The 12,930-nt window shown below is 69.3% G+C and carries 9 protein-coding genes; 6 read left to right on the top strand and 3 right to left on the bottom strand.

Annotated elements, in window-relative coordinates:
* Positions 1-24: 24 nt before the first annotated feature.
* From OG524_RS14725 to OG524_RS14715, 3 genes are all read left to right on the top strand, one after another.
* The gene (locus OG524_RS14725; protein WP_405390359.1) at positions 25-966 is read left to right on the top strand and encodes an exopolyphosphatase; all 942 of its coding nucleotides are present in this window, start codon (positions 25-27) and stop codon (positions 964-966) included.
* A 448-nt stretch (positions 967-1,414) separates the two neighbouring features.
* Entirely contained in the window at positions 1,415-2,800 is a 1,386-nt protein-coding gene (locus OG524_RS14720) for an NAD(P)/FAD-dependent oxidoreductase (RefSeq protein ID WP_405390360.1), read from the top strand.
* A 272-nt stretch (positions 2,801-3,072) separates the two neighbouring features.
* Positions 3,073-4,371 carry a class I SAM-dependent methyltransferase gene (locus tag OG524_RS14715; RefSeq protein ID WP_405390361.1) on the top strand — a complete coding sequence of 433 codons (1,299 nt, stop codon included), beginning with the start codon at positions 3,073-3,075 and terminating at the stop codon, positions 4,369-4,371.
* A 60-nt stretch (positions 4,372-4,431) separates the two neighbouring features.
* On the opposite strand, the gene OG524_RS14710 is transcribed toward OG524_RS14715, so the two are convergent.
* The 3 genes from OG524_RS14710 to OG524_RS14700 form a co-directional block, all read right to left on the bottom strand.
* The gene (locus OG524_RS14710) at positions 4,432-6,957 is read right to left on the bottom strand and encodes an ABC transporter permease (protein WP_405810560.1); all 2,526 of its coding nucleotides are present in this window, start codon (positions 6,955-6,957) and stop codon (positions 4,432-4,434) included.
* A gap of 53 nt (positions 6,958-7,010) precedes the next feature.
* On the bottom strand, positions 7,011-7,775 hold the full coding sequence (locus OG524_RS14705) for an ABC transporter ATP-binding protein (RefSeq protein ID WP_405390364.1): 765 nt from the start codon (positions 7,773-7,775) through the stop codon (positions 7,011-7,013).
* 185 nt (positions 7,776-7,960) lie between these two features.
* Complete coding sequence (locus OG524_RS14700) at positions 7,961-8,980, bottom strand: LacI family DNA-binding transcriptional regulator (protein ID WP_405810558.1); 1,020 nt, start codon at positions 8,978-8,980, stop codon at positions 7,961-7,963.
* A gap of 224 nt (positions 8,981-9,204) precedes the next feature.
* Between OG524_RS14700 and OG524_RS14695 the strand changes: the two genes are divergently transcribed.
* The 3 genes from OG524_RS14695 (at position 9,205) to OG524_RS14685 (ending at position 12,930) form a co-directional block, all read left to right on the top strand.
* Positions 9,205-10,938, top strand: a complete 1,734-nt coding sequence (locus tag OG524_RS14695; RefSeq protein ID WP_405810557.1) for an ABC transporter substrate-binding protein — start codon at positions 9,205-9,207, stop codon at positions 10,936-10,938.
* Between the two features lie 91 nt (positions 10,939-11,029).
* Positions 11,030-12,025 (top strand): ABC transporter permease, encoded by a 996-nt coding sequence (locus OG524_RS14690; RefSeq protein ID WP_405390367.1) that lies wholly within the window; start codon positions 11,030-11,032, stop codon positions 12,023-12,025.
* Positions 12,022-12,930: an ABC transporter permease gene (locus OG524_RS14685; protein ID WP_405390368.1), complete on the top strand. Its 909-nt coding sequence runs from the start codon at positions 12,022-12,024 to the stop codon at positions 12,928-12,930. The genes OG524_RS14690 and OG524_RS14685 overlap by 4 nt, the downstream gene beginning before the upstream one ends.

Here is a 12,930-nt window from a genome sequence, read left to right as displayed (position 1 = left end):
GGTAACCACGAACACAGGAGCATCATGACCCGCGTTGCCGCCATCGACTGCGGTACCAACTCCATCCGTCTGCTCGTCGCCGAAGTGGACCCCGCCACCGGGCACTTCGCCGAGCTGGACCGCCGGATGCGGATCGTCCGGCTCGGCCAGGGCGTCGACCGCACCGGACGGCTGGCCCCCGAGGCGCTGGAGCGCACCTTCGACGCCTGCCGGGAGTACGCGGCCGCGATCAAGGAGCTCGGTGCGGAGAAGGTGCGGTTCGTCGCCACCTCCGCCTCCCGTGACGCCGAGAACAGCGACACGTTCGTCCGGGGCGTCCTGGACATCGTGGGCGTCGAGCCCGAGGTCGTCAGCGGCGACCAGGAGGCGCAGCTCTCCTTCGACGGGGCGACCAAGGAGCTGGTCGGCAGCGACCACCTGGACAAGCCCTACCTGGTCGTGGACATCGGGGGCGGCTCCACCGAGTTCGTCGTCGGCGACGACGAGGTCCGCGCGGCCCGGTCCGTGGACATCGGATGCGTCCGGATGACCGAGCGTCATCTCGTCCGGGACGGGGTCGTCGTGGACCCGCCGACGCCCGGGAGGATCGCCGCGATCCGTGCGGACATCGGCGCCGCGCTGGACCTGGCGGAGGAGACCGTGCCGATCGCCGAAGCGGCCACGCTCGTCGGGCTGGCGGGCACGGTGACCACGGTCGCCGCGATGGCGCTCGGGCTGGAGGAGTACGACTCCGAGGCGATCCACCACTCCCGGGTCTCCCTGGAGCAGGTCCGGGAGATCACCGGGCGGCTGCTCGCCTCGACGCACGAGCAGCGCGCGAGGATCCCGGCGATGCACCCGGGCCGGGTCGATGTGATCACCTCCGGGGCGCTCGTCCTGCTCGCGGTGATGGAACGGACCGGGGCCGCGGAGGTCGTCGTCAGCGAGCACGACATCCTCGACGGGATCGCCTGGTCGGCAGCCTGATCACAGCGCGGTCGAAGTGGTCGTGAGATCACGCTCAAACGCACTCCGGCCTGCACTTTTGAGCCGTTCATGACCGTCGGGGGCCTCCGTGGAGGGGGCTTTCGCGACCACCTGCGACGAACTTCGTGAACTTCTTCACAAGGAATTCGGTCCCGCTGGGTGAAGTTCCGCCCCCGAGGGGCCCCGGGGCCCGCCGGGTGGGCCGTGCGGCGGGGGTGCGGGGGCGTTTCGGGAGCGTGGCTGCGAGGTGTCGCGGACCGGTGGTTCGCCCGCTCCGGCGGCACAAGGGCCAGCTCACAAGCGGTGAACAACGTTCGCCGGTATGCCGTGGTTCCCCTCCGGCGTCATGACCTCGGTCACGCGGGCGGCGAAGTGTAGCAGAGGGGGGCGCATACCTTGTGAAGGGGCTCACGAGCATGCCCCCCGAGGGGGGTGGATACTCGATGGCATGAGCACCACGGAGCGTCCCAGGATCCTCGTTGTAGGCGGTGGGTACGTAGGCCTGTACGCAGCTCGTCGCATTCTGAAGAAGATGCGGTACGGGGAGGCGACCGTCACGGTCGTCGACCCACGCTCGTACATGACGTACCAGCCCTTCCTTCCCGAAGCTGCTGCCGGCAGCATCTCGCCTCGGCATGTCGTCGTCCCGCTGCGACGCGTGCTGCCCAAGGCTGAGGTTCTCACCGGCCGTGTCACGACCATCGATCAGGACCGCAAGGTCGCCACGGTCGCGCCGCTCGTCGGCGAGGCCTACGAGCTGCCCTTCGACTACCTGGTCATCGCGATGGGCGCGGTCTCCCGTACCTTCCCGATCCCCGGCCTCGCCGAGCAGGGCATCGGCATGAAGGGCATCGAGGAGTCCATCGGCCTGCGCAACCACGTCCTCGAGCAGCTGGACAAGGCCGACTCGACGACCGATGAGGACGTCCGCCGCAAGGCGCTGACGTTCGTCTTCGTGGGCGGCGGCTTCGCCGGCGCGGAGACCATCGGCGAGGTCGAGGACATGGCGCGCGACGCGGCCAAGTACTACACCAGCGTGAAGCGCGAGGACATGCGTTTCATCCTGGTCGACGCCGCCGACAAGATCCTTCCCGAGGTCGGCCCGAAGCTGGGCGCGTACGGCAAGGAGCACCTGGAGAGCCGCGGTGTGGAGATCTACCTCTCCACCTCGATGGACTCCTGCGTCGACGGTCACGTCGTGCTGAAGAACGGCCTCGAGGTCGACTCCAGCACGATCGTGTGGACGGCCGGCGTGAAGCCGAACCCGGCCCTGGCCCGCTTCGGTCTGCCGCTCGGCCCGCGTGGTCACGTCGACACGTCCGAGAAGCTCCAGGTGCAGGGCACCGACTACATCTGGGCCGCGGGCGACAACGCCCAGGTCCCGGACCTGGTCGGCCGCAAGGCCGGCAACCCGAACGCCTGGTGCCCGCCGAACGCCCAGCACGCGCTGCGTCAGGCCAAGGTCCTCGGCGACAACGTCATCTCCGGCATGCGGGGCTTCCCGCAGAAGGAGTACAGCCACGCCAACAAGGGTGCGGTCGCCGGGCTGGGGCTGCACAAGGGCGTCGCGATGATCGTCCTGGGCAAGGTGAAGATCAAGCTCAAGGGCCGTCTCGCCTGGTACATGCACCGTGGCTACCACGGCATGGCGATGCCGACCTGGAACCGCAAGATCCGGATCTTCGCCGACTGGACGCTGGCGATGTTCCTCAAGCGCGAGGTCGTCTCGCTCGGCGCCATGGAGACTCCGCGCGAGGAGTTCTACGAGGCCGCCAAGCCGAACCCGGCTCCGGTCGCGGCCAAGTCCGAGGGTGAGAAGGCCAAGGCCTCCTAGCTCCACCCGTACGTCACCGAAGGGGTCGTCCGCCATCCGTGGTGCGGACGGCCTCTTCGGCGTGCTCCGGCACGGAGGGCGGCGCGGGCCATGAAGTGCGTGGGCAGTGCAGGTATTTTGCCGTTCCGTTGCGAGCGAGCGGGATGGCCCGCGGGCCGGGCGGCGTTGACGCAGGTGTACCTCGCCGCGACCCCGAGGTGTCGCGGCCCGGTTTGAGCATGTGTATGCGAATTTGGGCATGTTTGGGAAACACCACCACGGAGGTGTGCGCCATGGCAGACGCCGCATCGCGGCTGACCGCTCTCGCCGAAGAGTTGCTGGGAGAACCCCTACCGGTCCGGATCCGGGCCTGGGACGGCAGCGAATCCGGGCCCCCGGGTGCCCCCGTCCTCGTCCTGCGTCACCGCCGCGCCCTGCGCCGCCTGCTGTGGAAGCCGGGCGAACTGGGCCTGGCCCGCGCCTGGGTGGCCGGTGAGATCGACGTCGACGGCGACCTCTACGACGCCCTGAACCACCTGGCCGCCCTGCTCTGGGAGCGCGGCGCCGACGCGAAGGACTCCGTGCACCCGGTCCGCGACCCGAAGGTACGCGCCTTCGCCCGCGGCCTCGTCCAGCTGGCGGGCCCCTGGCCCCCGCCGCCCCCGCCCGCCGAGGAGGTCCGCCGCCGCTCCGGCGCGCTGCACACCAAGCGCAGCGACAAGGAGGCCATCAGCCATCACTACGACGTGGGCAACGACTTCTACGAACTGGTCCTCGGCCCGTCCATGGTCTACTCCTGCGCCTACTGGCAGGACGGCGGGACCCTGGAGGACGCCCAGCGGGACAAGCTGGACCTCGTCTGCCGCAAGCTCGCCCTCAAGGAGGGGGACCGGCTGCTCGACGTCGGCTGCGGCTGGGGCTCCATGGCCATCCACGCCGCCCGTGAGTACGGCGCCCGCGTCACCGGGGTGACCCTCTCCACCGAACAGGCGGCTTTCGCCCGCAAGCGCATCGCCGAGGAGGGCCTCACCGACCGGATCGAGATCCGGGTCCAGGACTACCGGGACGTCCGTGACGGCCCGTACGACGCCATTTCCTCGATCGGCATGGCCGAGCACGTCGGCTCGGTCCGCTTCCGCGAGTACGCCGACGACCTCTACGCACTCCTCAGGCCCGGCGGCCGACTGCTCAACCACCAGATCGCCCGCCGTCCCGAGAAGGACGAGTCGGCCTACCGCATCGACGAGTTCATCGACGCGTACGTCTTCCCCGACGGCGAACTCGCCCCGGTGGGCCGCACCGTCGCCACCCTGGAGGAGGCCGGCTTCGAGGCCCGCGACGTCGAGGCGATCCGGGAGCACTACGCCCTGACCCTGCGTCGGTGGGTGGCCAATCTGGAGAAGCACTGGACGCAGGCGGTCCGGGCCACCTCGCCCGGACGCGCCAGGGTCTGGCGGCTCTACATGGCCGCGTCGGCGCTCTCCTTCGAGCACAACAGGATCGGGGTCAACCAGATCATGGCGGTACGTCCGCGGGAGGGCGGCCCCGCCGGGCTGCCGCTGCGCTCCCGGGCGTGGACGGAATCGGGCTGACCCACGCGAAGGGTCCGGTGTCCGCGTCGCGGACACCGGACCCTTCGGCAACTGCCGCCGCTATTCGGTCTTGATGGCTGTCAGCATGTTCAGCTTCGCGCCGCTGCGGGCCGGCCAGAGCGCGGCCAGCACACCCACGAGCCCCGCGAGCACCAGGAAGAGTGCGAGCCGGTCCCACGGGATGACCAGGGCGTACTGCGGGATCGAGGAGGCGAGGCTCTGGCCGATCGCCCAGCCCAGGAACATCCCCAGGCCGATGCCGACCACCGCTCCGAAGAGCGAGATGACCACGGCCTCCAGACGGATCATGCGCTTCACCTTCGCCCGGTCCAGCCCGATCGCCCGCAGCATGCCGATCTCCTGCTGGCGCTCGAAGACCGACATGGCCAGGGTGTTGACGACCCCGAGCACGGCGATGATCAGAGCCATCGCGAGCAGTCCGTACATGAGGTTCATGGCCAGGTTGACCGTGCCGCCGAACATGTCGCGGATGCCCTGGCGGTCCATGACGCTCACCGCGGGGTTGTCACCCAGCGCGTCCACCACGGCCTGCTCGTTGGCCGCAGTCTGGCCGCCTTCCATGGTCAGCCAGACCTCGTTGATGTTCGCGAGACCCACGTGCGGGTCGACGACGTCGGTCGCGATCAGGACCGGCTGGACGAACTCGTTGCCCTCGTAGAGCGCGCCGACCTTCAGGGTCTCCTTCTTCTCGTCCTCGAACGTCACCGGCAGACTGTCGCCGGTCTTCCAGCCGTTCGACTTCGCGGTCTTCACGTCGACGGCGATCTCGCCGTCGGCCAGCGAGCCCAGCGAGCCGGAGACCGTCTTCAGCGCGAAGACCTTCTCGATGTCGCCCGGGGTGACTCCGGAGGCCGAGAGGTCCGCGTCCCCGACCTGGAGCCAGGCGTACTGCTGGGGCGAGACAGCCGCGACGCCGTAGGCCTTCTCCAGGGCCGTGAGCGCCGACGCGTCGAGCGGTTCACCGCTCGCCATGGTCACCATGTAGTCGGCCTTGATGTGGTCGGTCGTCATCCGGTCGACCGACTGGCCGAGGGTGACACCGAGCACCGAGATGCCCGTGACCAGGGTGAGCCCGATCGCCAGTGCGGAGGCGGTCGCCCCGGTGCGGCGCGGGTTGCGTACGGCGTTCTGCGCGGCCAGCTTGCCGGATACGCCGAACAGCTTGGCCAGCAGCGGGCGGACGAGTGCGATCACGGGGCGCGACAGCAGGGGGATGAGCACGATGACGCCGATCAGTGCCAGGAAGGCACCGGCCGCGATGAGCGTCCTGTTGCCCGAACCGGCCACCGCTCCCGCGATGATCGCCCCGGACCCGAGCAGGGTGATGACCCCGCCGATCGAATTGCGCACCACCAGGGACCTGGTCGTGGCCACCGCGTGGACACTGCTCATGGCCGCCACCGGCGGAATCTTCGCGGCCCGTCGGGCAGGCAGCCAGGCGGCCAGCACGGTGACCAGCACACCGACGCCGAACGCGGCGGCGACCGCGGTCGGGGTGATGATCATCGGGCCTGCCGGGATCTTCCCGCCGAACATGCCGACCGCGGAGCGCAGGCCGACGGCCAGGCCGAGTCCGAGCACGAAGCCGATCAACGAGGCGATGGCACCGACCACACCCGCTTCGAGCAGCACGGCCCGCTTGACCTGGCGGCGTGAGGCGCCGACGGCACGCATCAGGGCCAGTTCCCTGGTCCGCTGGGCGACGAGCATCGTGAACGTGTTGGCGATCAGGAAGATGCCCACGAAGAGGGCGATGCCGGCGAAGCTGAGCAGCAGCTGGTTGATGTTCTTCAGGCCGGCCTCGGTCTGCTCGGCCTCCTCGTCCGCGAGTACGGCACCGGTCTGTGCCTCGGCGTTCTCCGGCAACAGGGGCTTCACGGCGTCCAGCAGCTGTCGGTCGGAGGTGCCGGCCGCGGCGGTCACTGTGACGTCCTTGAACTCGCCGGGCCGCAGGTAGAGCTGCTGGGCGACCTCGGTGTCGAAGAGGACCAGGCTGCCGCCCGCGTTCACCGCGCCGTCCTCGGTGGTGAAGACACCGGAGAGGGTGTACTCCTTCACCGGTCCGTTCGTGGCGACCCGCACCGGGTCGCCCACGCGGTACCTGCCCTTGCTCGCGGTCTCCTTGTCGAGGGCGACCTGGCCGGCCTCGGCCGGTCCGGCACCGTCGGTGAACGTGTACTGCTCGTCCTTGCCGTTCGTGCCGGGGGAGAAGCTGGCACCGGTGTTGGACCAGCCGTTACCGATGAGCTTGCCGTCCGGGTCGGCCACACCGGCGAAGCCGGAGACCCGCCCGGTCGCCTCCGCCACGCCGTCCAGGCCCTGGATCTTCTTCAGGGTGGCGGCGTCGACGGCGGCCGTCTCGTCGTCCCCGCGCTCGGCGTAGGTGGTGACGGCGACGGCGATCTTGTCGTAGCTCTTGGCGGACTGGTTGCGGAAGGCGTTGCCGAGGGTGTCGGTGAAGACCAGGGTGCCGGAGACGAAGGCGACGCCGAGCATCACGGCGAGTACGGTCATCAGCAGTCTGGCCTTGTGCGCAAGGATGTTGCGCACGGCGGTACGGAACATGTCGTCAATTCCTGGGGAGTTCGGAGGGCGGGAGGAGGGCGGCAGCCGGTGTGTCAGCTGGTGCGGCCCTTCGCCTCGAACGCCTTCATCCGGTCGAGGACCCCGTCCGCGGTGGGGTGCATCATCTGGTCGACGACCGCGCCGTCGGCGAGGAAGATCACGCGGTCCGCATAGGAGGCGGCCATCGGGTCGTGGGTCACCATCACCACGGTCTGGCCGAGCTCACGCACCGAGTTGCGCAGGAAGCCGAGGACCTCCGTGCCGGAGCGGGAGTCGAGGTTCCCGGTCGGCTCGTCGCCGAAGATGATCTCCGGCTGGGACGCCAGGGCGCGGGCCACCGCGACGCGCTGCTGCTGGCCACCGGAGAGCTCCGTCGGGCGGTGCTTCAGCCGGTCCGAGAGGCCCACCATGCCGATGACCTTCTGCAGCCACGCGGCGTCCGGCTTACGGCCGGCGATGTCCATCGGCAGGGTGATGTTCTCCAGCGCCGTCAGGGTCGGCAGCAGGTTGAAGGCCTGGAAGATGAAGCCGATCTTGTCCCGGCGCAGCTGTGTGAGCTGCTTGTCCTTCAGCGTCCCGAGCTCCGTGTCACCGATGCGCACGGAACCGCTGCTGAAGCTGTCGAGGCCGGCCACGCAGTGCATCAGGGTGGACTTCCCGGAGCCCGACGGCCCCATGATCGCGGTGAACTCGCCCTGGGGGAAGTCCACGGTCACCCGGTCCAGGGCGACGACCTGGGTCTCACCCTGGCCGTAGACCTTCGACAGCTCCGTGGCGCGGGCGGCGACCGCGGTGGTGCGGTGAACGGTGGTGGTCACAGGGGGACTCCTGGTTCGGAAGGCGGTGCGGACGGTTCGGGCTCCGTTCGGGAACCTCCCCATCGTCTCGGCCGTTTCCCACGGAGGCGTCAGCCCCCGTGACCGTTCCGGGGCACTCTTGAGTCGCACCGGCCGGGCAGCCGCGTACTCCTCGGGTATGACACCGACCCTGAGGGTGTCCTTCCTCAGCGGGGCGGCGCGGTGGATCCGCGGGGGACCAGACGGGCCGCGGCGTCCTCGAATCCCGGGGCCGAGCCGTCGGCCACCATCGCCAGCAGGGTGCGGGCCGCGTGGGTTCCGTACGCCGGGATGTCGCGGCTCAGCGCGGTCAGCGGCGGGCGGACGACCCGGGACAGCTGGGAGTCGTCCCAGGCCACGAGCGACAGGTCGGCGGGCACGTCCAGGCCCATCTCCTGGGCGACCGAGAGCCCGGCGACGGCCATGATGTCGTTGTCGTAGATGACGGCGGTGGGCCGTGCCGCCGAGCTGATCAGCCGTCGCGTCGCGTGCGCGCCCTCGTCCCCGGAGTAGTCCGTGTGCACCACCACGGGTTCGTCCAGGCCCAGTTCCGCGCTGATCTCACGCTGGGCTCGGTCCCGCAGCCGCGTGTGCGTCAGCTCGGGCAGCCCGGCGACCCGGGCCACGGAACGGTGTCCGAGCGCGGCCAGATACGTCAGGGTGTCCCGCAGGGCCGCGGAGTCGTCCGACCACACCGGGGTGAGGGTGCCGGCCGCCGAGGGGTGGCCGATCACCACGGCCGGCATCTCCAGCTCGGCGACGCCCTCGATGCGCGGGTCCGGGGAGCGCACATCGGCGACGAAGACCCCGTCCACCCGGCCCTCGCCCCACCACCGGCGGTAGATCTCCAGCTCCTGCGCGGGGTCGGTGACGACCTGGAGGAGCAGAGCACAGCCGCGCGCGGACAGCTCGGTCTCGATGCCGCTGATCAGCTCCATGAAGAACGGCTCCACCCCGAGCATCCGGGCCGGCCGGGACAGCGCGAGGCCCACGGTGTCGGCGCGGGCGCGGGTCAGGGCGCGGGCCGCGCTGTTGGGCCGCCAGCCGATCTCCTGGGCGATGGCCTTGATGGAGGCACGGGTCGCGGGGGAGACGCCGGGCCGGTCGTTCAGCGCGTACGACACCGCGACCTTGGAGACCCCGGCCCGGCGCGCGATGTCGGCGATCGTGGGGCGGTGCTTGGACATACGACCTCGCTTAACCGGTTCGCTGTAAGGGCGCATCCTAGCCGCAGGTCGCTGACCTCCGTCTTCCCCGGTGCGGTCCAGAGCTCTCCATAAGGGCCCGGAAAAACTCGAATGGGAGCGCTCCCGCTCTCTTGACACCACTTCGGAGCCCTCATACCTTCACGGCACTTACCCGGTTCAGTGACTCCGCTCGGCAGGGACGGCGCGGGGGAAAAGGAGGGGCTATGGGTACGCGTACCCGGCTGCGGGTCATCACCGCACTCGCCGTGTTCACGCTCGCGGCGACCGGATGCACGGGAGGCGGCTCGGGGGCGGGCGGCACCGGCGGCCCGGTCGGCAAGGGCGGCTCGCTGCCGCGCAACGAGACGCTCTACACGACCGGCACCCAGTGGGGGCCTCCGGCCAACTACAACCCGCTGCGCAACTGGGACCACGCGACCGGCACCAAGGGCCTGGTCTACGAGACGCTGTTCCACTTCGACCCCAACGAGGGCAAGTTGACGCCCTGGCTCGCGGAGTCGGGCAGCTGGACCGGTGACAAGACGTACGACGTGAAGCTGCGCCCGGGCATCACCTGGGCCGACGGCAAGCCGCTGACCGCCAAGGACGTGGCGTACTCCTACGGCCTCGGCAAGATCGAGGCCTCCGCCTTCCACTCGCTGTGGAGCTGGCTCTCCGACGCGAAGGCGGTGGACGCGACGACCGTCCGCTTCACCTTCAAGGAGGCCCGCTACCAGGAGTGGGACTTCACCCTCTACGGCCAGCCGATCGTCCCCGAGCACGTCTGGAGCTCGCGCACCGACGAGGACGTCCTCAACGGCGTCAACGACAAGCCGGTCGGCACGGGCGCGTACAAGCTCAAGAGCAAGTCCCAGGACCGCGTCGTGTGGGAGCGGCGCGAGGACTGGTGGGGCACGAAGGCGCTGAGCATGACGCCCGCACCCCGCTACATCGTCGACGTCTCCAACCCGAGCAACGAAGTGGTCATCGGCCAGCTGGGCCAGGGCCAGCTCGACCTGAGCAACAACTTCCTGCCCGGCGCCTCCTCGCTGATCAAGAGCAAGAAGGTCGTGTCGTACTACGACAAGGCGCCGTACATGCTCTCGGCCAACACCGCCTGGCTGGTGCCCAACACCACCAAGAAGCCGATGGACGACGCCGCCTTCCGCAGGGCACTCGCCGCGTCCGTCGACACCGGGAAGATCGTCAAGGGGGTGTACGGAGACCTGGTCAAGCCCGCCAGCCCGACCGGTCTCCTGCCGCAGTGGGAGCAGTTCGAGGACAAGGCCCTCATCGCCGAGAAGGGCTTCACGCACGACGTCGCCGCGGCGAAGAAGGAACTCGCCGACGCCGGCTACAAGGACAGGAACGGTGACGGCCTCGTCGAGAACAAGGACGGCTCCGCCCTCAGCCTGAAGCTGGCCGTGCCCTCCGGGTGGACCGACTGGATGGAGGCTGCCAAGGTCATCGCCGCCGGCGCCAAGGAGGCGGGCATCAAGGTCAGCACCGAGTTCCCCGACCAGAACGCGCTCGGCGAGCAGCGCGGCAAGGGCGACTTCGACCTCGTCATCAACAACGAGCGTCAGCTGTCCAACACCCCCTGGACGTACTACGACTACATCTTCCAGATGCCCGTCCAGAAGCAGCAGAACACGGTGAACTTCGGGCGGTACGAGAACGCGGAGGCCTGGAAACTGGTGCAGGAGCTCGGCGGGGTCAGGACCGACGACGTCGCGGGCATGAAGGCCGCCATCTCCGAGATCCAGGACATCCAGCTCACCGAGATGCCCATCATCCCGCTCTGGTACAACGGCCTCTGGTCGCAGTCCACCGGCGGAACCTGGAAGAACTGGCCGTCGGACGCCGCCGGAGCCCCCAAGACCGCACCGGCCCTGTGGCGCAACTGGCTGGAGATGGGCGGCTTCGAGACGCTCACCCAGCTGAAGCCCGCCAAGTGACACGGCAGTTCTGACTCGATGACCGCCCCGCCGTGCGCACGCCCACCTGACAGGTGAGCGCACGGCGGGGCTCTCCACCAGGGGAGCACCCTTGCGCCGCTACTTCGCACGCAAACTTCTTGTCTACGCACTGACCTTCGTCGTCGCCGTCACCGTCAACTGGATGATCCCGCGCTTCATGCCCGGTGACCCGGTGGCGGCCATGGTGGCCCGCGCCCGGGTCTCGCAGCCCGAGGCCGCCGAGGCGATGCGCACGTACTACAACAACCTGTTCGGCTTCGACGAGCCGCTGTGGCAGCAGTACCTGCACTTCTGGGGAGCCCTGCTCCAGGGCGACTTCGGCATCTCGATCTGGGTCTTCCCCACGCCCGTCGGCGACGTCCTGCTCGACGCGCTCCCGTACACCCTCGCCCTGATGATCCCGTCGGTGCTGCTCAGCTGGTTCGTCGGCAACTGGATCGGCGCGCTCTCCGCCCGCCGTAAGGTCCTCGACAACACCGTGCTGCCGGCCGGCTATCTGCTGACCGCGATGCCGTACATGTGGATCGCCGTCATCCTCGCCTGGGCGCTCGGCGCGAAGGCCGGCTGGTTCCCCCTGTCGGGCGGCTACAGCCTGGACATCCAGCCCGGCTGGAACGCCGACTTCGTCCTGGACGCGCTGCACCACTGGGTGCTGCCGTTCCTCTCGCTCTTCCTGGTCGCGCTCGGCGGCTGGGCCATCGGCATGCGCAACATGATCATCTACGAGCTGGAGTCCGACTACTCCTCCTATCTGGCGGCCCTCGGCGCACCGCAGCGCCTCATCCGCCGCTACGCCTTCCGCAACGCGGTGCTGCCCCAGGTCACCGGCCTCGCCCTCCAACTGGGCGTGCTGGTCGCCGGAGCACTCGTCACCGAGATCGTCTTCGCCTATCCGGGACTCGGCTCACTGATCCTCGCGGCGATCCAGAACCAGGACTTCTTCCTGCTCCAGGGGGCGTTCCTGTTCATCGTCATCGGCGTACTCATAGCCAACTTCCTCATCGACGTCGTGTACGTCGTCGTCGACCCCCGCACCCGTACGGGCATGGCAGGAGGCACCTCATGAGCACGCTGCCCGAACCGGTACCCGAGACCGCCGTGACGGCGGAGCCGCCCGCGGCCAGGCCCGGCAGCGAGTGGCTGCACTACGCGGTGCGCAACCCGAAGCTGATCATCGGCGCCGTCCTCGTCGCGGTCCTGCTCGCCGTGGGCCTCGTCGGCCCGATGCTGCTCGACAACGGCAACCCCAACGAGTACGTCGGACCGCAGGCCTCCGCACCCGACGGCACGTACTGGATGGGCACCACCACCTTCGGCCAGGACGTGTACGCGCAGTTCGTGCACGGGCTCCGCTCCACCTTCCTGGTGGGGGTCGTCGGCGGTGCGATCGCCGCCGTCATCGCCATGCTGGTCGGCTTCCTCGCCGGCTACCGGGGCGGCCTCACCGACGAGATCCTGAACATGCTCACCAACGTCGTCCTGGTCATCCCTGCCCTCGCCGTCCTCCTGATCATCAACGCGTACATGGGGGTGCGCAGCGTCGCCGTACAGGGCCTGTTCATCGGGCTCACCTCGTGGCCCTGGGCGGCGCGGGCGATCCGGGCGCAGACGTTCTCGCTGCGCACCCGGGAGTTCGTGGACCTCGCCCGGCTCAGCGGGAGCGGCACCTGGCGGATCGTCTTCCGCGAGATCGCGCCCAACATGAGCTCGTACCTCTTCATGACGTTCATCCTGCTCTTCGGCGGGTCCGTCCTCATCGCCTCCTCGCTGGACTTCATCGGACTCGGCCCGACCGAGGGCGTCTCGCTCGGCCTGATGCTGCAGAGCGCCCAGCAGTGGAGCGCGCTCCAACTCGGCATGTGGTGGTGGTTCATTCCGCCGGGCGCCGGGATCACCGCGATCGTCGGCGCGCTCTACGTCGCCAACGTCGGCCTCGACGAGGTCTTCAACCCGAAGCTGAGGGAGTCGTGA

This window comes from Streptomyces sp. NBC_01520, from assembly GCF_045040375.1.
Classification (GTDB): Bacteria; Actinomycetota; Actinomycetes; order Streptomycetales; family Streptomycetaceae; genus Streptomyces.
This window is presented reverse-complemented; position numbering and strand designations above follow the sequence as displayed.

What these genes read in the sequence shown, in the direction of transcription:
- OG524_RS14725 (WP_405390359.1), top strand. Translation starts at nt 25, where the DNA reads ATGACCCGCGTTGCCGCCATCGACTGCGGTACCAACTCCATCCGTCTG.
- OG524_RS14720 (WP_405390360.1), top strand. Translation starts at nt 1,415, where the DNA reads ATGAGCACCACGGAGCGTCCCAGGATCCTCGTTGTAGGCGGTGGGTAC.
- OG524_RS14715 (WP_405390361.1), top strand. Translation starts at nt 3,073, where the DNA reads ATGGCAGACGCCGCATCGCGGCTGACCGCTCTCGCCGAAGAGTTGCTG.
- OG524_RS14710 (WP_405810560.1), bottom strand. Translation starts at nt 6,957, where the DNA reads ATGTTCCGTACCGCCGTGCGCAACATCCTTGCGCACAAGGCCAGACTG.
- OG524_RS14700 (WP_405810558.1), bottom strand. Translation starts at nt 8,980, where the DNA reads ATGTCCAAGCACCGCCCCACGATCGCCGACATCGCGCGCCGGGCCGGG.
- OG524_RS14695 (WP_405810557.1), top strand. Translation starts at nt 9,205, where the DNA reads ATGGGTACGCGTACCCGGCTGCGGGTCATCACCGCACTCGCCGTGTTC.
- OG524_RS14685 (WP_405390368.1), top strand. Translation starts at nt 12,022, where the DNA reads ATGAGCACGCTGCCCGAACCGGTACCCGAGACCGCCGTGACGGCGGAG.